At 42.5% G+C, this 22,534-nt stretch carries 18 protein-coding genes; 9 read left to right on the top strand and 9 right to left on the bottom strand.

The genetic code is table 11. From position 1 onward, the window contains the following. Positions 1-15: 15 nt before the first annotated feature. Genes AAFX28_RS14435 through AAFX28_RS14425 form a run of 3 tightly spaced genes read right to left on the bottom strand, consistent with a single transcriptional unit; the run spans position 16 to position 2,827 of the window. Positions 16-408, bottom strand: coding sequence for a GtrA family protein (locus tag AAFX28_RS14435; protein WP_408688657.1), 393 nt, complete (start codon positions 406-408; stop codon positions 16-18). After that, positions 408-1,826, bottom strand: a complete 1,419-nt coding sequence (locus AAFX28_RS14430) for an ArnT family glycosyltransferase (RefSeq protein ID WP_408688655.1) — start codon at positions 1,824-1,826, stop codon at positions 408-410. Before AAFX28_RS14430 ends, AAFX28_RS14435 begins: the two co-directional genes overlap by 1 nt. Further along, the gene (locus AAFX28_RS14425) at positions 1,823-2,827 is read right to left on the bottom strand and encodes a glycosyltransferase family 2 protein (protein WP_408688653.1); all 1,005 of its coding nucleotides are present in this window, start codon (positions 2,825-2,827) and stop codon (positions 1,823-1,825) included. Before AAFX28_RS14425 ends, AAFX28_RS14430 begins: the two co-directional genes overlap by 4 nt. Before the next feature lie 166 nt (positions 2,828-2,993). On the opposite strand from AAFX28_RS14425, the gene AAFX28_RS14420 reads away from it, so the two are divergent. From AAFX28_RS14420 to AAFX28_RS14405, 4 genes are read left to right on the top strand one after another with little or no spacing between them, the layout of a single operon-like run. Further along, positions 2,994-3,668: a response regulator transcription factor gene (locus AAFX28_RS14420; RefSeq protein WP_408688651.1), complete on the top strand. Its 675-nt coding sequence runs from the start codon at positions 2,994-2,996 to the stop codon at positions 3,666-3,668. Further along, positions 3,668-4,939 carry a sensor histidine kinase gene (locus tag AAFX28_RS14415; RefSeq protein ID WP_408688649.1) on the top strand — a complete coding sequence of 424 codons (1,272 nt, stop codon included), beginning with the start codon at positions 3,668-3,670 and terminating at the stop codon, positions 4,937-4,939. Before AAFX28_RS14420 ends, AAFX28_RS14415 begins: the two co-directional genes overlap by 1 nt. A gap of 56 nt (positions 4,940-4,995) precedes the next feature. After that, complete coding sequence (locus tag AAFX28_RS14410; RefSeq protein WP_408688648.1) at positions 4,996-5,892, top strand: pyridoxal-phosphate dependent enzyme; 897 nt, start codon at positions 4,996-4,998, stop codon at positions 5,890-5,892. 10 nt (positions 5,893-5,902) lie between these two features. Continuing rightward, positions 5,903-6,217 carry a DUF1496 domain-containing protein gene (locus AAFX28_RS14405; RefSeq protein ID WP_408688647.1) on the top strand — a complete coding sequence of 105 codons (315 nt, stop codon included), beginning with the start codon at positions 5,903-5,905 and terminating at the stop codon, positions 6,215-6,217. A gap of 4 nt (positions 6,218-6,221) precedes the next feature. Here the strand turns inward: AAFX28_RS14405 and AAFX28_RS14400 are convergent, their stop codons facing one another. From AAFX28_RS14400 to AAFX28_RS14380, 5 genes are all read right to left on the bottom strand, one after another. Next, positions 6,222-7,853, bottom strand: a complete 1,632-nt coding sequence (locus AAFX28_RS14400; protein WP_408688646.1) for a response regulator — start codon at positions 7,851-7,853, stop codon at positions 6,222-6,224. A gap of 5 nt (positions 7,854-7,858) precedes the next feature. Then, on the bottom strand, positions 7,859-8,197 hold the full coding sequence (locus AAFX28_RS14395; protein ID WP_408688645.1) for a hypothetical protein: 339 nt from the start codon (positions 8,195-8,197) through the stop codon (positions 7,859-7,861). Positions 8,198-8,209: 12 nt separating this feature from the next. Further along, positions 8,210-9,607 (bottom strand): diguanylate cyclase domain-containing protein, encoded by a 1,398-nt coding sequence (locus tag AAFX28_RS14390; RefSeq protein ID WP_408688644.1) that lies wholly within the window; start codon positions 9,605-9,607, stop codon positions 8,210-8,212. 139 nt (positions 9,608-9,746) lie between these two features. Further along, complete coding sequence (locus AAFX28_RS14385) at positions 9,747-13,079, bottom strand: ATP-binding protein (RefSeq protein WP_408688643.1); 3,333 nt, start codon at positions 13,077-13,079, stop codon at positions 9,747-9,749. 409 nt (positions 13,080-13,488) lie between these two features. After that, positions 13,489-15,354, bottom strand: a complete 1,866-nt coding sequence (locus AAFX28_RS14380) for a fructose-specific PTS transporter subunit EIIC (protein WP_408688642.1) — start codon at positions 15,352-15,354, stop codon at positions 13,489-13,491. 202 nt (positions 15,355-15,556) lie between these two features. On the opposite strand from AAFX28_RS14380, the gene AAFX28_RS14375 reads away from it, so the two are divergent. Together AAFX28_RS14375 and AAFX28_RS14370 are read left to right on the top strand one after the other, a co-directional pair. Continuing rightward, entirely contained in the window at positions 15,557-15,856 is a 300-nt protein-coding gene (locus AAFX28_RS14375) for a PTS fructose transporter subunit IIB (protein ID WP_408688640.1), read from the top strand. Positions 15,857-15,883: 27 nt separating this feature from the next. Next, a complete protein-coding gene (locus AAFX28_RS14370) occupies positions 15,884-16,660 on the top strand; it encodes a PTS sugar transporter subunit IIA (protein WP_408688638.1) in 777 nt (258 codons plus the stop codon). Positions 16,661-16,669: 9 nt separating this feature from the next. Here AAFX28_RS14370 and AAFX28_RS14365 read toward each other — a convergent pair whose 3' ends face one another. Continuing rightward, positions 16,670-17,509: a helix-turn-helix transcriptional regulator gene (locus AAFX28_RS14365; RefSeq protein WP_408688636.1), complete on the bottom strand. Its 840-nt coding sequence runs from the start codon at positions 17,507-17,509 to the stop codon at positions 16,670-16,672. A 392-nt stretch (positions 17,510-17,901) separates the two neighbouring features. Here AAFX28_RS14365 and AAFX28_RS14360 point away from each other — a divergent pair, with 392 nt between their 5' ends. The 3 genes from AAFX28_RS14360 to AAFX28_RS14350 all read left to right on the top strand — a co-directional run bounded on the left by AAFX28_RS14360 (position 17,902) and on the right by AAFX28_RS14350 (position 22,488). Beyond that, entirely contained in the window at positions 17,902-19,806 is a 1,905-nt protein-coding gene (locus AAFX28_RS14360) for a fructose-specific PTS transporter subunit EIIC (RefSeq protein WP_408688634.1), read from the top strand. Positions 19,807-19,871: 65 nt separating this feature from the next. Next, positions 19,872-21,089, top strand: coding sequence for a mannose-6-phosphate isomerase, class I (manA, locus tag AAFX28_RS14355; protein WP_408688632.1), 1,218 nt, complete (start codon positions 19,872-19,874; stop codon positions 21,087-21,089). Between the two features lie 181 nt (positions 21,090-21,270). Beyond that, on the top strand, positions 21,271-22,488 hold the full coding sequence (locus tag AAFX28_RS14350; RefSeq protein WP_408688630.1) for a hypothetical protein: 1,218 nt from the start codon (positions 21,271-21,273) through the stop codon (positions 22,486-22,488). Positions 22,489-22,534: the final 46 nt, after the last annotated feature.

Here is a 22,534-nt window from a genome sequence, read left to right as displayed (position 1 = left end):
TTTTTTATTCTGTAGTTATTTGTGCGCTTTCTTAAATACCCAGAACGAACTAAGTAAGTAATTACTAACCATTCCTACCAATACTCCAACAACCAATGCAACCATCGGTATAACTCCCGACTCCCCTAACGTTAATAGCACCGCTTTAAAAGACAAGAAATTGGGAATCGCCGAAATACATGCGCTGCCCATAAACTTAAGCCATTGTTTAGCTAGCGCACTGTCTTGGCTGGCAAACGTAAAAGTGCGATTGCCAAACCAGGTCACGGTCGCAGCAACAACAAACGAAATAAGTCGGCTGCTGATGAGCGGAACTTCAAGCAAATAAAAACATAACGCAAATGTAGCAGCATCGGCGATAAAGCCAATGCCTCCTACTAATGCAAATTTCAATAGACGATGTGCCATTAACTAGCCTCACATCGATAGAGAGAACGGCGACTCTTCGACGTAAATTCTATGATGCAGTTGAGTGACCTTTCTTGAACAATTAGATCAACTTGCTCTTTGTGTCCAATCAACTGGACTTTTTCTAAAGAGTCCAACACGGTTTCATCAGTCAATTTTTTTGCTTTACCGTAACTATAAAACTGTCCTGAAAATGGTCGGTGACCAATGTAAAAAGTTTCAACATTGTGGTCTGCCATTCTAAAAATAACCTTGTCACTTTTCTTGTCCCCTGTTCCTAGTTGAATGAAGGTTACTGCGCCTATCAGCAACACAGGGACGATACTCGCAACGAGTTTGAACCATCTAACATCCTTTTTCACATCAGACATTAGAATCGTAATCAACAAGCCTATCGCTGGAATTCCCGGAAGCACATACGCTGGAAGAATATTCCCTGAGAATGTAAATAGAATCAGCGGTGCAACCATCCAAAGAACCAGAAAACTAAACAGTCCATGTTTTGGCGTAATTGAAGAACCAAGTGCTTTACGTTTCACCCAGAACAATATTGGTAACACAATTGACCATGGTGCCGCTGAATAAATCCAAAACAGCCAAATTGTACCGCGTACTTCATCATGTGCACTGCCATACAAATCCCCTTCCCAGCCACTGACTAAGAAGCGTTTAAAATGTTCGCCGACAATAAAGTAGTCTATAAACCCTGGAGTTGCTTGCTCGGCCATCACATACCAAGGTAAAGCAATCGCCAACATCAATAGTGTACCGAATACAATTGGGAGTCGGTGCCAAAGTGTCTTAAATGCCCCAATAAAGCCATGTTGAATCAGCAACCATGGGAAGACAGCTAACCCCATAAGCACGATCACAAGTGGACCTTTTGCTAAAAGCCCTATCGCCAACCCACAAAAGCCAATATAACCCCATGCTTGATTTGGCTTGCTCTCTTCATAGCTCAGCCAACATAAGTAAAAACCCAACATAGCGATGGTCATGCCTAAAGTTAGCGCCATATCAGTCATCACAGCGCCTGCAGCAATAGAAAATATCGCACACGTCGCAAGCACCAATGCAGTGATCAAACTGTTGTAACCAACACGCTTTGCAAACATCGCCATCATAACGATGATCGTAAGACCCGCTAACCAGTGAGGAACACGAACCGCAAACTCATTAATGCCGAAAGTTTCAATACCTAACGCACTCATCCAAGTAAACAACGGCGGCTTCCCCCAAAATGGGACGCCATAATCAAATTGTGGTGTGATCCAATTGCCTGTTTCGATCATCAACCTAGCCATTTCCCCATACCTCGCTTCTGTTGTATCCATTAGCGGGTATGCACCCAAGCTTAGTAGCCGAATAAATAGGGCTGCACCTAGAATTGCCCAAAGATGTACTCGGTTAAAACTCACGCTCTTTTCTCCACAGTTTGTAATAATTGTTTGGGTTGTTTTTCATTCACGGATTGCACTAGATAAAGTGGTCGCTGTTTGGTTTCGATAAAAATACGACCAATATATTCACCCATCACACCGATACTCAGCAGTTGAATACCTCCGAGCGCTAGTTGAACTACCATCATCGATGGATAACCTGTGACAGGGTCTCCAAACAGCATGGTTTTGCCGATGATCATCATGCCGTAGATAAACGCACTCGCTGCTATCAAACTCCCGAGGACAGTGGCAATGCGCAGTGGTCGAATCGAAAATGACGTAATACCATCAACCGCAAGACCAAATAGCTTGAGATAATTCCATTTCGTTTCACCGCAATAGCGAGCATCGCGCTGAAATTGAAGTGTTGTTTGCTTAAATCCAGGCCAAGTAAATATACCCTTCATGTAACGATTACGTTCAGGTAGGCGATTAATGTGGTCTACAACCTCTCTTGCCAGTAAGCGAAAATCACCGACATTTTCTGGAATATCAGATTTGACCATTGAGTTAAGTAGTCGATAAAAGGCAGCGGCTGACTTACGTTTAAACCACGTTTCTCCGCGTCTTTCGCTGCGCTGCATATTGACTACGTCATAGCCTTCTCGCCATTTAGCCAGCATGTCAGGAATCAACTCTGGGGGATCTTGAAGGTCTGCATCGATTAAAATCACAGCCAGTCCATGACTATGCTCTAGCCCTGCACTCATCGCCGACTCTTTGCCAAAGTTTCGGCTCAATGCAACACTTTGAATTGATGACGTTAATGAGGTGAAGCTATTTACAAGGTTTAGGCTATCGTCTGTGCTACCATCATCGATGTAAATGATCTCGCTCGTATCTGGAAGTTGGTCTAACACCGCAGTTAGACGAGCATGAAGTTCAGGTAGTACTTCCTGCTCATTAAAATATGGCACGATAACACTGAGTGTAACCGTCGCGTTTATATGGTTTGGAACTGAGCTAACGATACCCATAATGTCCCCTATATGCTGTCATTTATGCTTGGATTGCTGCTTGCGAAGACTTGCTTCACAGCTTATAGGAGACCAACTTATCAATAGTGATGTGGAAAGGTTGTTGTTCACGTTTTTTCCACAGTCAGATTGAGATCATTCTGCTGTCTAAAATTGAGAGAACACTATGAATAAAGTATTGCTAGTCGAAGATAACCGTGAAGTTGCAGGCATCTTATTTGATTACTTCGAATGTGAAGGGATGGAACTTGATTATGCAGACAATGGGGAGCTTGGACTTCAGCTTGCTTTAGAAGGGTCATTTGATCTAATCCTCCTTGATTTAATGTTACCACGTATGGACGGGCTGACCGTCTGCAACAAATTACGTGAAGCAGGAATCAATACACCGGTGCTAATGCTTACCGCTCTCGATAACCGTGAAGATATGCTAAAAGGCTTTAAACATGGGGCTGATGATTACTTAACTAAGCCTTTTGATTTGGAGATTCTAGAAGCTCGCATTCAAGCATTGATCAAACGCTACCGTGGCCAAGTTGCCAATACCGTCATTCAATTTTCTAGCTTAAAGATCGACCAAAAAACTCGTCAAGCGTACCGAGAAGATAAACTACTGGCGCTCAACCCAACGACATACACAATACTGGAACTGCTGTGTCAAAAAGCACCCGAAGTAGTAACACGACAAGAGTTATCTGAGAAGCTTTGGCAAGAAAGTGAACCTAACAATGATGTGCTGCGAAGCCATATCTATCAGTTAAGAAACCAGCTTGATAAACCTTTTGCGACACCAATGCTAACCACCATACCTAAGATTGGTTTCCGCCTAGAGGACGCTTAATGTTCAACCCTTCGTTTTCTAACACCAAGACCTTAACAGGCCACTTAGCGATATTCTTTACTGCGGTATCCATCACAGTGGGTATCGTCAGCTTCTGTATTTTCTACCTCGCATTGCAATGGTCTGAAGATAGAGTTGGAGAACGACGAATTCTGATTGATAGAGACGCCGCCGTCGAACGTTTCTTAGCGGGAGAACAAGGTCAGATCAGGCTTGACGAGTTGACCACTGCCTATAACGACATGACTTTGGTACCAAAAGAGTACCAAGACTTATTGGAGTCCAAAGAAGATTACTTAGGGGAGATTGGCGACGGTTTTGACCCTTTGTCCCATATGGTGTTCAAAGGCCAATATACCGATAAAGGTCAGACTAAGTCTCTGGTTCTACTTTCACTGATTGATCGAGTCGAGTTTGGCGTTGACGAATTAGTGTATTCGGGGGCTATTGTCACCATGTTTGTGGCGACCTTGATGTTCGCCTTCGGTACGATCCTATATCGCCTGTCTATCCGTCTTATTGAACCTCTCAACGATATCACCGAACAATTGAACCAAGAATCGATAGATGTTGAGCGTGCCTTCTCAATTAAGCCAGAATCCGCCAAGGAGTTTCATCTACTTTCTAATCGATTGAATCAATACCGAACTGAGCTAAAGCAAACTCTCAAACGAGAACAAGCTTTTGCTCGCTACGCTAGCCATGAATTAAGAACACCTCTAACCGTCGTAAAAGGCGCGAATAAACTGTTAATGCGCGCAGAGTCTACTGATTTCCAAGGAAGACAGATACAGCGAATTGAAGATGCTACCCGTGAAATGATCACCATGGTCGATGCGCTATTGTCCATCGTCCGCTACGAGCGAAGTATTACTGAAACCCCGCTTAGGGAAGTGAGCAGAAGTGAACTGGAATCGATCATTGATACCAATACCGTGCAAGCTTCGAGTAAGAACCTTAGCATAGAACTTTCTGTTACCGGTTCACCGACCACCCGAGCCACTGAACCTGTTATCAACATGGTTTTGGGCAACCTACTGCGTAATGCTATTGCCGCCACTGACCAAGGAAAAATAACGGTTCAAGTCTCAAAGGATGCGTTGATATTGATCGATGATGGCCCCGGTCTTAGTGACACTCCTAGTTTGGAAGGGCATGGCTTAGGACTATTGATTGTTGATGATTTATGCCAACGATATGAGTGGCAGTTTGACATACAGAACCACGAATCCAGAGGCTGCGTTGCTACAATAAAGTTTGATCCAGTTTGATACTAATCGGCGACAATTGGGTAATATGGTCGCCCGTTTCTTAGCAATTAGACCAAATGAAACTTGCCAATACACCGATAACCCAACACCATTTTGATGGCATTCCCTTTTTTCTAAAGCGTGATGATCAACTTCATAGCCATTTTAGTGGGAATAAAGCCCGTAAGTTTATGGCTTTGTTAGAGCACGACTCCTCTGAAGTAAAGACGCTAATCAGTTATGGCAGCGCTCAGGCAAATTCGCTTTATTCTTTGTCAGCTTTGGCAGCAATTAAAGGTTGGCAGCTGGAGTTTTATGTCGATCGAATCCCGAGCTGGCTAGCGGAAAATCCTATTGGCAATTATCGTGGAGCATTGGAACTTGGTGCAAAAGTGATCCCAGTGTCGGATTCTCAGCTTCACCCGGCGGAATACATTGCGCAAATTCGCCAACCCGACCAAAGTTGCCTTGTCGTTCCTGAAGGTGGGCGAAGCAACATTTCACAGAAAGGCATCCAGCAACTTGCTAGCGAGATTCTATCTTGGAGCCGATTTGAACCAAACCGTAATTTCGTCGTAGCGCTACCAGCAGGAACAGGCACTACCGCCCTCTATCTCCATAAATTTTTGAAGCCCCATGAGATCGAGGTTATAACCTGTCCATGTGTCGGTGGGAGAACATATCTCATTGAACAGTTCAAGCAACTGGGCGAATCTGATCATCCAACAATTCTTGAACTCGAAACTAAGCATCATTTCGGTAAGCTCTATAAACAGGATTATCTAGTTTGGCAGCAGCTACTTGATGAAACTGACGTTGAGTTTGACCTGCTTTATGATCCAATGATGTGGCAATGTCTACAATCATGGTATAAAGAAAACCCACATAAGACGATTATTTACGTTCACCAAGGCGGCATACTCGGCAATGAGAGTATGTTACCCCGCTATGAACGAAAATATGGTGTGATTTAGGAGTGCGATAATGAAGCCTTTCCCTTTGCTTGCGCTAGCAATGATCAGCTTGCCTACCTTTGCCAATATTATCACCACACCAGCTAAACCCGTAATTGGAATCAATGCCTCAGAAGTGGCTAAAAGAGTCTGTTATTACCAAGATCAAGCCTATTCTGACGGCGCAATTCTACAAGTGGGCGAACACTACATGTTGTGCACAAACGCCAATGATTTTGAAACCAATGGCGCGCTTAAATGGGTGCAGTTGGGTTCCAATTCTGTCCCTGTTCAAGAAACAACGGAGCAACCGCCAAAGGCTGGAAAACGTTACTCCGTTAACTAACGATTTAGGCAACATTCGACATCGCTTTAGCGTATAGCTCCTTGTAGTTCATGCGATTTTTTTCACTGCTCGTCAGCTGCGTAAGGATCACTCGGTGGCATTCAGCAAGTACATTGCAAAGTCTCTTATAATCCTTAGCTGGGAAGTCATTATCAGCGACTAAACGAATAATGGCGAGACGAACCTTAACTGAGTGTGGCATCAAGCTCTTAAGCTGAACATAAAGTTCAAGGAATACACTATTGTCTTTTTCTCCTTGCCGACTGAGCTGCGCCAAGGCTTCTTTTATCTCTCTGATTTTTTGCTGTTTATTAGCATGGAGCTGTTCGAAATTCTGCGCCATATGTTCCTGACTACGTTTGATGTGATTGCCTTGCTCACCTCTGATTGAACGCCTCATATTAGGTAAGGTATCAATAATCTGTTTTGATAGACCTAACTTGTCGAGCAAGTAAACGTAGTGATAGTAATCGTAAAAGTGCATATCGTTTACAACCGCCAAATCAGCAAGCTTCGTACTGGCTTGACGCAGTTCATCTCTAACAATATGAATATGTATATTGAGTAGTTCAGATTGAAAGCTCAATGACTGGTGCTTCGACAACGCATTTATTTTCGAAGCAATAAGCACTAATTGATTTTCAAAATTATTAGAAGCGTCACTCTCATTAAATCGATATAAAAAACACCGTACGTAGTTCAAATTGATATGTTCATTATCACGGAACGTCCATTCGTTCTTTTCTGTATATCGTTTAATGAAGGCGAAAGCATCTTCATAGTTTTCAATCGCTAAAGACAGGTTGGAGACGATCAGTTCACGTTCAGCACCGACTTCCATTAGGAGTGTTGCCTTTTTTAGATGAGTAATCGCTTCAGCGAGCTCGCCTTTTTGAAGACTTATTGATGCCATTTCATCATGAAAGTAGGGATTGTTGTCGCGGTTATCGAGCGTCGTAAGCACACCACTGGCTCTTTCCCTCTCATTTATCGCAATGAGAACATGTGCCAATCGTACTTTGAGCAAATCACTTTCGTACGCTTGAAGTAACAGCTCATACTCTTCTACAGCCTTACGGTATTCTTTTAGCGCCGTTAATGAACGCGCCTTTAACAACCCTATAGTTAGAGCATATTCAGCCAAAAACGGTTTCAGGTTTTCACACTCATCAACAGCAGCCTGATAGTCTTGTTCTTGGAGGGCTTGATAAATAGGGGCCAATGCTCGCTTTCTTCTTAAACCTGAGTACAACCTTGAAGAAAGAAAAGGCTTATTAAATGGCTTTAACAGGTAGTCATCAGGCTCACTATCGATGATACTGCGTACAACCTTAGGCTGATTCTCCCCAGTCAGAAAAGCAAAGAAAGTTTGGCTAGTCAGTAACTTCATGCTCTTCAACTCTTCGAGCAACTGGTACCCATTTAATTTGGCGTTGAAGTTATAGTCACAAATGACGATATCAAACTGATAATTCTTACAGAAGTTGATCACATCCGTTGGTTTGTAAGCACACATAATATTGTTGCTATCAAAACCAATCTCTCGCAGTGTTACAACAATTGAATTGCATACTAAGCGTGAGTCATCGGCCACCAGCACTTTAAATTGCTTTACGTCTAATTTTGAATTTTTCATGACTTTCAGACGTTGTCAGAATCAAAGAACCAACGCTCAACACTAGCAACACTGCTTTCGAGCTCACGAACAAACCAATCTATTTCAAAAGGTTCTACTGACATTTGATCTAGAAGGTAATCCAAAAGCATCTTCGCTTTCTCATAGAGTGAGTCATATCCGATCATCGCGAGGCCACCTTTAATTTTATGCAAAGGCTCGACCAAGCTACCACCAGTGTTGTGCGCTTTCCTAAGCACCATGGCATCATCCCTCATGACTTCGATAAAAGACTCAGCTAATAGCGCTCTAGAGTCTGGTGGGTAAGCCAATAACCAAGCTATATGTGAGTTACACTGAACCATAGAATCGACCTTTTATGACTCTGCTTCTCTAGACGATGACTTATCCTCATAAAGGCTTTCATCAGCAGCGACTAAGGCATATTCCAAATCATCTTCTGGCCTTTTAAATGCAATACCAACACTTACTGAAACCTTAATATTATGAAGGCTGCTGCTTTTACGTGAGAGTTCTTGTTGTAGTCTTTCCTTTAATTCCAATGCTCTTTCTGTTGTACAGCCAGGCAAGATGGCAAGAAACTCATCACCACCGGATCTCACTAGATAATCAGACTCTCTAAAGACGGAAGTCATTGAATCAGCAATACACTTAATTGCCGCATCTCCATAATGGTGTCCATATGTGTCATTGATGTGCTTAAGCTTATTGCCATCAATCGCCAATACAGCCAGTGTTTGATTTACTGTATCCGACAGAAATTTTTGAGTGCTAAAAATTTTTCTATTGTATAAACCTGTCATATCATCCCGATTTGACTCTTCATATACTCGAGATATCATCGTTTTTTCAGATTTATACCTTTTGTACTGTACCGTACCAAAAACTGAGATAATGAATAAAGTTGCTAGGATCGGCAAAGTATCAATAAACAATTTACTTAATGGGTATTCGTATACTATTACTGACTTATTATCAACCACGTATGTTGAGCGGAATGAAAGGTCATACATTGGATAGCCTGGGTAGTTAATTGTGATATAGTTAATTCCTCCTTTATTATTATTCTCTACACTTGAGCTATTAGCAGTCATCGAGGATTCAAGGTACATATCAACACTAATATCCCCAATAATATTTCCTTGCACAATTACAGGGCTAGAAAGTGTAATGCTTGTCGCTCCTGTAATTTGGTCACGGTATACATTGGAAACAAGAATCCGATCAGAAAGTGATTCCTTAGTTGCATATGTTGAGCATAAATTATTCTCTCTACATCGTTCCTTTCCGATCGTGTCACTGCCTAACTTCGAACCGTCAATTTCTTTTAAAGTAAAGATCTTTCCTAAGCCTTCATAAGAGCGGTAATACGTTAATGCGTTCTCATCTTCAATAAATGAATTCATATTCCCAAATGCATAAACCATTGATGACATAACTGTATCTTCACTGCCTTCATATTTAGGCTCTTGACCAGAAAGAGGGTAAATAAAGATATCAATTCCATATTTATCCGCTTCTGAGTAGACGTTATCTAATATATCATTATCAATATAAAGCACTGTGTTAACAAAAAGGGATGTATATACCAAACGCTGTTTTTGTTTATCGATAAATTCTGTTGAGTACGCAAACTTGGTTTTTTTATTCGTTAACTCAACAGCTGAGTAATAAAATAAAATAACAACATAAGCAATAAACGCGAATACTGTCGCTTTGGACATTACATCCCATTTGCAGTCTTTTAGAGTCATACTTGACCACTTCATAAGTACAAGCCTCACTACCTTAGATATAAGTTTATGATATTATTGATATTGATTTATAAGTATGTACGACTTGGAAAAACCATCAGAATTACTACTTACTGAATATTTCACTCAAGAAGTCAGATTAAATAGAGGGGGCCTCTGTTAAATATTCTTTTAAGATTGTGTGTAATACTTCAATACTATATGGCTTGCATAACACCGTGTCGACGCCAGACTCTTCACCCAGTTTACTCGCGACTCGGGCATCTTCAGCAGTGATCCCTATCACGGGTAAATGTCGATAGGTAGGACTGCTCTTAATTAGCCGAGTCAGTTCAAAGCCATCCATTTCAGGCATATGAAAATCGGTTAAAACCACAGAAATGTTTTGAGAACTCTTTAAGCAATTGAACGCCTCTTTACCGTTACCAACAATGTGATATTGCACACCAAACTCATCTAACTGCATTTTGATGATGTTTTGATTGATTTCATTGTCTTCAGCAACTAACACTTTACCAACTAGCGAGTGAGTTTCTGTAGACTCGTTTGTTTCGACACGTGATTGAATCAAGTGCTTTTGTATGATGTCTGGATAACGGCACTCTTCTACCGACAACATTTCCACTGCCTGTCCCTGAACAGAGATTGCAATTCGATCCTCCCCACTCAATGACACGTTAGTGTGTTTGGATCCGACCGACATCCCCCAGACTCTACACCACTGCTTTAAAGCAATTGGCAGTTCCTCAGAATAGGTCAGCTGACTAATCTCACCATCTTCAGGCTCTGCAGAGTCAAAAGGAATAGTGAGACTAAATACAGATCCGACATTAGGAATGCTCTCTACTGTCATAGTTCCTTGCATACAGGTAACCAACTTATCAACGATACTTAAACCTAAACCAGAACCACCATACTGCCTTGTCACACCAGCATCCGCTTGAGTAAAGGGTTTAAGTACTTTAGTCAGCTGCTCTTTGGACATGCCAATCCCAGTATCAGATATGGTTATTCTTAAATCCGACTGCGTACCATTGACCTCGATTTTCACGAAACCAGAAGCCGTGAATTTAATCGCGTTGGAAAGTAAGTTATTGAGGATTTGTACCAGTCTCAGATCATCGATTAAGGCATATCTAGACACCAAAGGATTGACTTCAACTCGATACAGCAGCCCCTTCGCTTGAGCGACTTGTTCGTGAGATCGAATAGACTCGCACAACAGTTCAAGCAAATTCACTTTATTGGGGCTTAAGATTAGCTGTTCAGCATTAAGCTGAGAAAAATCCAACACCTCATCAACTAAGGTGTTCAGATGGCGCGTCGATTTCTGCGCCTGAACAAGCAAATCTGTTGTGCCAGTATGCGACTCTCTAAGACAAGCAAGTTCTAACAACCCCTGAATCGCAGCAATAGGAGTTCGGAGTTCATGGCTCATCGTTGCCAAAAACTGTTCTCTCGCAATAACGGCTTGTTGGGCACTTTCACGAGTGCTGATTAATTCTGTCTCACGCTGCTTTTGCTCTGTAATATCATCGATTACCGTCAACACATACTCTCTGTTCGCAATTAACGAGCGGATCGCTTTGCGTTGTCTATGAACATGAACAAGGTTCTGATTACAGTCTTTTACCTCATGGAAATCGGCTATTACTTTCCCTTTCAGCACTTCGTCCACTTCAGTCGCATTATCAACTAAATAACAACTAGAGGTGTCTGCTCCATCGTGATCACTTAAATTACGTTTATTAAGGTAGTCATTGCAGTTGCTAAGCAAAAGGTTATTGTCTTTGTCATGAATGAAGATCCAGCTATCAAGCTCAGATATGATGGATTTAAACCATTCCTTCTCTTTCTCTCTTTGATTTGCGCTAGACTCAGCTAATTTCACTTTAAGCTTCAAATTAGAAATAGCGAAATAGGTAAACAAAGCGAAGAAAACAAGAACAGCAATAGCACCAATCCCCATTTGCCAAAGCTTATCTGCAGTGTAACCATTGACTAGGTTGATATTTCGATGCCCGCGCATGATCTTCTTCAGCTCATTTTCATCAATGCTGGTGAATAAACTATTTAACAGGCTATTGAGTGCAGGATTATCCTTAGTAGCAAGCGCTAAATTAACTTTTAAGACGTCACGCTTACCTATCTCTAATTCATCTGCATCATTTCTTAATAAAATGGTGTAGGCAAACTCTTGAGGTATATACGCAACGTCAATAGCCCCTGATTTGAGGTCTTCAACAATAGATAGTATCTCAGTGTATTGTGAAACCTGTTGGTCTTGCCAACCAACTAAGTGAACGAGCCCCTTTTTATCTACACCACTCAATATGCCAGTATTCATTGCACCCGCATCATCTGAATCAGCTCCTTTTTTAGTCAAAGAAACATAATTAACTGTCATAAAAGGATTCGTTAACTGCCAATTTGGAATTAAGGTGGTATCAACATAAGCAACAGGAACAAGATCTGAATTAAAAGCCGAGAGGTTCCCATTTACAGTCTCTACTGGCTCTACATACTCAAACCTTAAGCCACTGCGTGATTTCAATAACTCGAAAAAATCAAACAAGAAACCATCAATATCTCCCTTCTCATTACGAAATAAAAAAGGGTATGACGTTGCCGAAGTACTGTAGGTGATAGGAGTGTCGCTATCTTTTGTATTGAGATATCTCGCCAATCTCCGCTCAATTGTGTGGTAACGGTTGTTGGATACTAGTGAGCGAAGAGTTCTGCCTGACTTCTCAACAGAAAGTACGTTATTAACTTGATCCACTAACCATTGATTTTGCTTAGCCGTAATCAAGCCTACTTTTTCTCCCTGAACCCAATCAGGCGTATCAATCATGCCGCGAATAATGTTGCTTTGGTCAAGATAAGTACTAAGTACAACAAAGCTATCAATCAATGCGTTGCTTTTACCATCGCGCATACTTTTCATAGCATCGGCAAGATCTATTGCATAATTAATTTTTGAGATTCCCTCTCGTTCAAGTTGATCACAGTAAGACGAACCCTTTACACATGACCAGCTCAAGTCACTTGGCCGACTATCCACTAAGGACTTGTCTGAGTACCAAACGGCGATACGACTAGTAAAAAACGGCTTCGAGAACAGGAAACGAGATTCACGTTGTTTCGTTTGGCTGAATCCCACCGCCCCAGAAACTTCTTGATGCTCAACCGCAAGTAAAAGCTGATCAATATTAGGGTAAGGTTTGAGTTCAACTTCGACATTCATCGCTGAAGCAATGTTGTGCAGATAATCATTCATAATCGAGAAGAAGGTATTAGTCAGCAATACACATGCATGATTCTCACAATTTCCATTCGATACAACACCGAAAGTTAAAGTAGAAGACTTTGAATCAGCCTCTGTTGATTGTGCATACAACACTTTACTTGTGAATGTGAGAGACACTAGCAACAATAGAATCAATGAGACTGTACGATAAAAATAAGGCATTTCACTTTCCTAACATATTGGAAAGTTAGAGTATTATTAGAGGATTTAAAGTCAAATATGCTTGAAAGAACAATTATATATAACTGTTTGAATTAAAAGAATAATAAAACCAAAAGTAAGAATATTACTACACAACAATCAGATATTGATAAGCATGAAAAGTTAATGTGAAGCCAAATTTCCTACAATATAAAATCATATAACGATTATTGATAGACATCAGAAATAGGGAGGAAACCAATTTTATTCCCCTACAATAGAGGTATATATAATCAGTAATTTATAAGTAGTGATGATAAGAGGTATCAGATTTATCTTAAACGCACAGCTCGGACATATAAAAAAGCTCCGCCATAATAGCGGAGCAAAGAGCATAATAGTCGGGGGACTATTGACTAAATTATTCAGGTTAGCGTCGGCTATAAAGTAAAGCCCGTGCATTTAATATTGCATCTCTTGTTGGTACATCGACCGTCTTCATTCCCTTAAAACGCTCTGGTTCTTTAATTGCGACATCATGGGCTAAAACCACCATCCGCGCGTTTTTTATATCTTTCTCCGTAATGCGATTATTGATGCCATTCGCACCTTGAGTTTCAACCTTAATTCTCACACCCATGGTATAGGCGGCTTTTTCTAGTGACTTAGCAGCTAAAAAAGTATGCGCGACACCTGAAGGGCAAGACGTTACAGCCAGAATCTCGGCTTCCCCATCTCCTTCCATTGCATGATAGACACGGGCCAGCGCAGCCTCTTCTTCCTCATCAAGAACGTTTTTCTTCAGTAAGATGACTATCAGAGCTGTGGTTAATGAGCCAGCTAACGTACCGACGATATAACCGAGCTTTCCATCGACAACAGGGAGCACGATCCAGCCCCCCCAAGGCGCATGGTTGATGACATGAAACATAAAGCCAATCACATTACCGACAATACCACCGACAACGATGGCAGGTAGTACCCTCGCAGGATCCGCCGCGGCAAAAGGGATTGCCCCTTCGCTAATACCAATCATCCCCATGATACCCGCCGCTTTACCTGCTTCACGTTCATCACGTTTAAACTTTTTCGGTGACAGGAAAGTCGCTAATGCTAATCCCAAAGGCGGTGTACAAATCGCAATACCAACGCCACCCATTAACCATGGTTGCGTATTAACCTGGGTTTGGGCAAACAAAGTCGCCACTTTATTAATAGGGCCGCCCATATCAAACGCTGTCATTGCGCCTAATACAGTTCCAAGCATCACCTTCCCTGAACCCGCCATACCGGTTAGCCAATCATTCAAACCAGCCATTGCTGTCGATATAGGCGAGCCAATCAGCCACATCACTAAACCACAGGTCGCGAAAGTCCCCACCAATGGATAAATAAAAATGGACCCGAGAGAGGCCATGCTGTCTGGTAATTGGATCTTCTTAAGTAGTCGTACGACAAAACCAGCAAAGAAACCAACAACTATCGCACCAAGAAAACCCGTATTGTATTGGTCTACGGCGACCCATGACCCAATCATTCCAGGAGCTAAACCAGGCTTATCGGCAATCGAATAAGCAATGTAACCACCTAAAACAGCAGTAAACAGGGTGAGTCCAGCAATACCCATTGTTGCGATATCTGCAAGGACGCCAGTTTCAGGCACTGCGCCATGACCTGAAATCATTACCGATAATGAAAGTAGCACCCCACCAGCAACGATGAATGGGATCATGTGGGAGGTACCAAACAACAAATGTTCTTTGACATGCGCTAAACGCAGTTTCCATGGACTCAATGGCTCATACTGCGGCAGGGGTTCCTCATCCCAAAACTCGTGCTTTGGCTGCTGGATATCAGTCAAAAGATCACACGCTTCATCTACACTTTGCGCAGCCTTTAGCTGACTAATAAACTCTTCTTCAATTAACTTAGTTGAGAGTTGAGCAAGGACCTCAATGTGGTGATGATCGCCACCATCCGGCGATGCTAGCATAAAGAATACATGCGACAACTCACCATCTTCTGCACCATAATCAATGCCACTTCGACTTATCCCAACCGCTACTGCAGGTTGTGTGACCGCATCACTTTTTGCATGAGGAATGGCTACGCCGTCTTCAAAGCCCGTATTACCAATCTCTTCTCGCTTCCATAAATCAGCTAGAAACCTCTCTTGATCAGCGAGCTTTCCTGCGCCGTCCAGTAATCCAACCAACTCTTTGAGCGCGTCAGCTTTGGTTGTCGCCTTAAGATCTAAACAGATGATCTCTGGCTCAATTAGATTAGTAATGTCCATTGTATTTACCTTGCAATGTTCACGCTCGAACATAGATTAACCAGCGACTATGGTGTTAGATATAGGACGAAAACACCAATAACTGGATTATTGTAACACTCGTATCAAACTGTGATGCGCGTCTTTCGAATCATGGTGCTAAATCAATGCCAGCACTTTATGCTGTGCTAATATTCGCAAAAATAACTAGCCGAGAAACATCGTGAAAATAGTCGCTGTCACCGCCTGTCCAACAGGCATTGCACATACTTATATGGCAGCAGATGCACTTATCAAAGCTGCGCCCAAATATAAGGTACAAATCAAAGTCGAAACACAAGGTGCGATGGGAATAGAGAATCTCCTGACACTACAAGATATCGCTCTCGCTGATAGAGTGCTCATTGTGTCCGACATTGATATTGACCAAGCTGCACGCTTTGAAGGTAGCAACGCGATCCGAGTTTCTATCGAAGATGTATTAGTTAATGTCGATAAAATCTTTCTAAAACACTGTCGATAATCATCTTAGGCCAGCAGTCCATTAGTTATGAATGAATACCAACTTACCTTTTTGGTCGAAAACGCAGAAGCAAGTGCGCACATTGCACAGCCCCTGCGTCGTTTGGCGAAAAAGTTTAAAAGTACGATTCAAATCATCAACATAACCCGCGATCGCAGTGCAGACCTAACCAAAGCAGTGGCGATGCTTCAAGTCGGCCTAGTTCAAGGCGACCTGTGCCAAATCACTGCAATGGGGATCGATGCAGAACTTGCCTGCTTTGTCCTAAAAGATGTTATTGCAGAGCATTACACTCTAATTGGCTCGCAGAATAATTATGAATTTTCTAGCGAGCTTGCAAAACGTTTACCGCAGCTATGCCCCGTTAGTGACACTATATGGCACTATGCTAAAGCACACACGGAACTCACCAAATTCGAATGCCTCAAAGGTCTGGCTCAATTGATTCATCCTGGCCACCCAGATGAGCTGCTACTCGCTTTCATTAAACGGGAAGAGCGCTCTTCTACGTGTGTCACTCCTGGCATCGCTCTGCCCCACGTAATGTTTGAGAATATCGATCATGTATCTATCGCTGTCATTGCGAGCGATAGTCCTATCGATTGGGCCTCTCAAATGGGAGACGTTCATCTAGCTATAGCACTGGTGATGCCTACCAAGCCAACGCGTGAGCAGATTATCGCAGCCACCAATCTAACTCGAAACCTACTTTGCGATCAGCTTTCTGATCGCCTTCGACTGACGCGCAGCAGCGTTGATCTTCAAGCGCTGCTGATGTACTCCATGTCCCAATTATTGTCTTAAGCAGCTTTCTTAAATGGAGCCACGATATTCTGTGGGTGTTCTTCCGGTTCGATTTTTAAAAACGCGGCAGAAATAGTTCACATCTTTAAAACCGCAACGCATTGACACTTCATTGAGCTTGAAATTGTACTTTTTAAGCATGAACTTGGCACGATCAATACGAACCCACGTAATATAGTCTGCTAGCGTCATATGCCCTTGTTGACGGAACAGCCTAGAAAGGTGATTCGACGAGATACTAAAACGAGTCGCAATGCTGTCACGGGTGATCTGACGGTGAAAGTTCTCTTGGATATAAATACATATCCCTTGGTAAAGATCCTGTACTCGACTTTGCGACTTTTCTACTGGTGCGTCCAACATCGTTTTGCTGTATTGCAGTAACGCTTGCAACAACAACTCATCCATTGGCTTTTTATTGTTTTCTCTCGCCAGCGAGCTTAACGCTTCTAAAATATTGTCTATCGCAAAGCCCGACCGTGTTTGAATACTGTGCTTTTGAATGTCGTAAAAGCACGCCTCCCCTTTACGCTTACTGACTAGACTGAGTCCCAACTGCCTGCGACCAAATAGCATACTTAGTACTGAACAGTCGGTATCCCAATCAGGCTTATTCCAGCAGTTTGGCGGAATAAAAATCGCATCACCTGTTTTAGCAACAATGCTGGTCACTTTGCGTTCATGACTTTCCATTTCATTGACGTATTCACCATCTAACACCAATTCAAGACGCGGAAAGTTTACCTGATAACTAAATGCTGGAGGCGTATGAAAATCTCCAGCAAACCAGATGTTATGGAAAGGCTCTCGTTCATTGAGTACTGACGAGATTAAGTCATGAAATACCATTTTTAATCATCTCTAACTACAGGTAAGTCTGCACAATAAGTGCCAATAACCTAGATATACTCCTTCAGGGAAAGAAGTGCTATTGAGCAAAATCACAATCCGAGATCTAGGTTACAAAAATCCAGCTATGGCAATAAATTTCTAGTTCTAACGAGCCTATAAATGACAGTAAACCAAGTTGCCCAACAGCTCTAATTCTTTGTTTAAAAAGAGCTTATCTTACATAACTCTTTGTCAACATTGACCTAAATTAACACCTCTAACCGATCAAAATCACACTCTACACGTAACGCAACAATCCTCCAGTAAATGCATTTTTTCTTCACTACAGAGCGTTGCTGATAGATTTCAAAATACCCCTAACAAAACAAGAAAAGCACTAGGGGTCCATTATGATCACCAAACTGATCAACGAGAACTTAATTAAGCTTGAGCTTCAAGCCAATTCCAAACAAGAAGTATTTGAAGAGCTGATCGAAGTCCTACACCAACAAGGTCGAATTTCTAACAAAGCTGATTTCTTAGCTGATATCCAAAAACGCGAAGCTGAGGGTAATACCGGCTTTGAAGATGGCATTGCAATCCCACACGCAAAAAGTGCAGCGGTGATTGAACCTGCGGTCGTGATTGGTATTCACAAAGCTGGTATCGAATACGGCGCAGACGACGGTCAACCATCAAAACTGTTTTTTATGATCGCCTCTCCTGATGGCGGTGATAACCACCACATTGAAGTACTAGCTGAACTCTCTTCTAAATTGATTGAAGATGGTTTTGTTGAAAGTTTTATTAACGCGACTTCCCCTCAGCAAGCCCTTGAGTTGCTATTACAACAACCTCAAGCAGAAGAGACACAACCTTTAGAGAACACCAAAGGCTTTATCATCGGTGTTACTGGTTGTCCTGCCGGTGTTGCTCATACTTACCTAGCGGCTGAAGCGTTAGAGAAAGGCGCCCATGCTATGGGCTTTGAGGTCAAAGTTGAAACCAATGGCTCAATTGGCGTGAAGAACAGTCCAACAGAAGAAGAGATTGCTCGCGCTGATGCGATTGTTGTGGCCTGTGATAAGCAAGTTGATATGGCACGCTTTGCCGGTAAACGAGTGATTAAAACTAACGTAAAAGCACCAATTCGTGACGCTCAAGGTTTGATTTCTCAAGCGCTTGATGCTCCAGCTTACCAAGCCGAAACCACAAGCACACAGCAATCAGTGTCTGATAAAGCGTCTCAAGCACGTTCCGATCTGTACCGTTACCTAATGAACGGCGTATCCCACATGATCCCATTCGTAGTCACTGGTGGCTTACTTATCGCCCTTGCTCTAGCAATAGGTGGTGAACCGAGTGAAGCGGGGATGGCAATTCCTGCTGGCAGCATGTGGAACCAAATTTTAGAAGTTGGTGTAGTCGCCTTCACTCTAATGATCCCTATTCTTGCGGGCTACATTGCATACGCTATTGCTGATCGTCCTGCCCTAGCTCCAGGCCTAATTGGTGGTTGGATTGCGAACAATGGCTCATTCTACGGCGCTGAAGCAGGCACAGGTTTTATCGGTGCTATTGTTGCTGGTCTATTCGTCGGTTACTTCGTCAAGTTTATTACTTCAATCAACTATCACAAGTTTATCCAGCCGCTTGTGCCAATCATGATCGCTCCGATTACCGGCTCACTGTTTATTGCAGGTCTATTCATCTTTGTTATCGGCGCACCAATCGCAGGACTAATGGATGGTTTAACTGCAATGCTAACCAGCATGAGCACAGGTAACGTTGTTCTTCTCGGCATCGTACTCGGTGGTATGGCTGGCTTTGATATGGGTGGTCCATTTAACAAAGTCGCGTTCCTATTCTCTGTCGGCATGATTGCTAGCGGCCAAACTCAATTTATGGGCGCGATGGCGTGTGCAATCCCTGTTGCTCCATTGGGTATGGCTCTCGCTACAGCACTAGGTCGCAAGTTTGAACTGTTCGAGTCTTCTGAAATTGAAGCAGGTAAAGCTGCAGGCGCAATGGGCTTGGTTGGCATCTCTGAAGGTGCAATTCCATTTGCTGCGCAAGACCCTATGTCTGTGATTCCTGCTAACGTCCTTGGCTCTATGGTTGCCGCAGTTATGGCGTTCTCATTTGGCATCACCAACAGCGTTGCTCACGGTGGTCCTGTTGTTGCTCTCCTTGGCGCAATGAACTACCCATTGCTAGCCCTTGTTTGTATGGCAGCAGGTGCGGGTGTCACAGCGCTAACTTGCATCACCTTAAAGAACCTTCGTAAAGCGAAATACACAGCCGCAGCGGCTTAATCCTTCTCTATTGATATTGGCTTGGGCAACACGTCCAAGCCGCTTTTCTCTTTATGGTGATGTCTATGTCTGAACTATCAATTAATACCGAATCGCTGCTTGAACGCGTCTTTTATCCAATGACTAATGTCATTCAAAACTACGCTTGGGGCAGCTCATCTTCATTTACTCAACTGTTTGGCACTGCTAACACTGCGGGTGAGCCGCAAGCAGAAATCTGGATGGGTGCTCACCCTAACGGTTGCTCAATGGTTAACACTGGAACCGAGCAGACCAAACTGTCGAACCTTATTAGCCAAAACCTTAGCCTATTTTTAAGTGATAAGATTGCCCGTCGATTCGGCGAACTGCCTTATCTATTTAAAGTGCTTGCCGCTGAAAAAGCGCTTTCTATCCAAGTACACCCAAACAAACATCAGGCCGAACTTGGTTTTGAGCATGAAGAGCAGCAAGGCATTCCATTGTCAGCAAGCAACCGCAACTACAAAGATGCGAACCATAAGCCCGAATTGGTCTACGCATTGACTGACTATACAGCGATGAACGGTTTTAGGCCGATTAGCGAGATCCTTGCGCATTTCAACTACCTTGATATTCCTGAGCTCAACTCACTGGTTAACGATCTATCGGGCGATCAAACGCCGAATGGGTTGGCAAGCTTTTTCTCAGGGTTGCTATCACTGCAAGGAGAACAAAAAGAAATCGCGCTGATGATGCTTATCATGAAAGCCAAGCTCTCGCCGACTCCGCTGTTTAATCTCATCACCGAGCTTGAAGAACAGTATCCAGGCGACGTCGGTTTGTTTGCTCCACTCATCCTTAATGTGATCGTCTTAAAACCAGGTCAAGCTATGTACTTAGATGCGGAAACACCACACGCCTACATCAAAGGTACAGGACTTGAGATCATGGCGAACTCTGACAATGTACTGCGTGCTGGGTTAACACCTAAGTATCTCGATATAAAAGAGCTCGTTTCATGCACTCGCTTCAACGAAAAACGTATCGATTGTCTGTTGTTAGAGCCCATTAAAAATAATGGCATGTTGGAGTATCCAATTCCGGTCGAAGACTTCAAATTCGCCATTATTGAGCACTCTGAGCAGCGAGAAATAGAAACTCAAGGCGCTGAAATTCTATTACCTCTCGATGAAGCCATGGTGCTTACCCACATTTGTGGCGAGCAATGTGTCATCGAAAAAGGTCAGTCAGTCTTTATTCCGGCTTACGCGCAGCAATACACTATTGATTGCTCAGGTCGAGTCGCTCGCGCTTATAGTTAAGCCTTATCTACCTTCCAATAAAGCCCTGAAATAAAGGGCTTTTCTTATGAAATTTAAAGAATAAGCAACCAACTAAAGCAGAGAGTTGGGGACAATATCAACCGCTTAAAAAACAACCGTTTACTGTAAAAAGAATCCCCCCTATAAACATAAGGAATTCAATAATCATATAGAGGGAATTATGTTTTTTTCACGACTAATAAAAGTGTTACCAACTCTTGCCCTATTTACACTATCCATACCAGCAGCTAACGCTTATCAGGTCTCGATAGATGAATATCAACTTGAGTCTGGCCCAGCGTTATTCGGCTACGTTGATGGTCAATTAGCTAAGAACTTCACTGATGATGGAATAGAACTGGAAACTTATTGGGTCTCTCCTACACATCAAAAGGTGAGTAACAAAATTTATTTCATTCACGAGCAAGCGAATGTTGGATCAGTTAAGTTTTGTATTAAACCAATAAGCGCAAATGAAATATGTTCACAGCCTTATGCGCCTACCAATAAGAATTCACAGAGGCAATCAAGAAGTAATGAAGCAAACGTGGATGTCTCTTTTGTCAATTTTTCTGCGCTGAATAAGTTCTATGTCGGAGTAAAACCAACCTCAAAAGTAGCTGTCGACGTGACTAAGGGTAATATTTCTTTTATCTACCATGAACAACTCGATGAACTAAATAGAGTAAGAGACAATAAAATTGACTATTCTGTTGAAAATTCGGAATTAATAGGGAGAGCGTTAGATAATACGATAAGCAAACTTAAAGCTTGTACCCTCGTTTCTTTTTCATTTTCATCTCCTGTTAACCTAGAGTCTTGTACCGACTATGTCCCTGTTCTTGACCAATCAATGGATCCCGACAGCACGATTTGTTTATTCGCAGACGTTAATGCGACAGGTGCTAAGTACTGCTTTGATAATAAAACGTTGAATAAGCCTCTGCGTGTTCCAGCACCTTTTGATCAACAAGTGTCATCGATCTCAATCGCACCGAACTATAGGGCAACGATATCAACAACAACCTACATTCGGGATAATAGTCAAATAATGACCTTAGGTCCGAACAATACATATAACCTAAATGACAACTTCAATGATCGAGTTTTTGTGGTTTTGATTGAGTCCGAAGACACTGCAATGTGTATCTATGAAGGCGTTAATTTTACCAACCTTCATTCTTGCAAAGCACTGCCTAATAGCCCTAGTGTGGTACGTGTTCCAAATACAGGCGTATCGGCAATCACCCTGTCTCCTCGTGCGAAAGTAAGTACCTACGTAAACATCAATGGTACTTATAAGTACACAAATTATCAGGCAACGACCCTTTGGAGTCCTAAAACCTACTTAGATGGACTGATACTAATGAAATCTAGTACCACGGTGATTGGTCATTAACGCAATTGCAGCAAAGATAAATCTCTATCGCGTTCTAAAATTAACA

Source organism: Vibrio sp. TBV020 (assembly GCF_046056895.1).
GTDB lineage: Bacteria > Pseudomonadota > Gammaproteobacteria > Enterobacterales > Vibrionaceae > Vibrio.
This window is presented reverse-complemented; position numbering and strand designations above follow the sequence as displayed.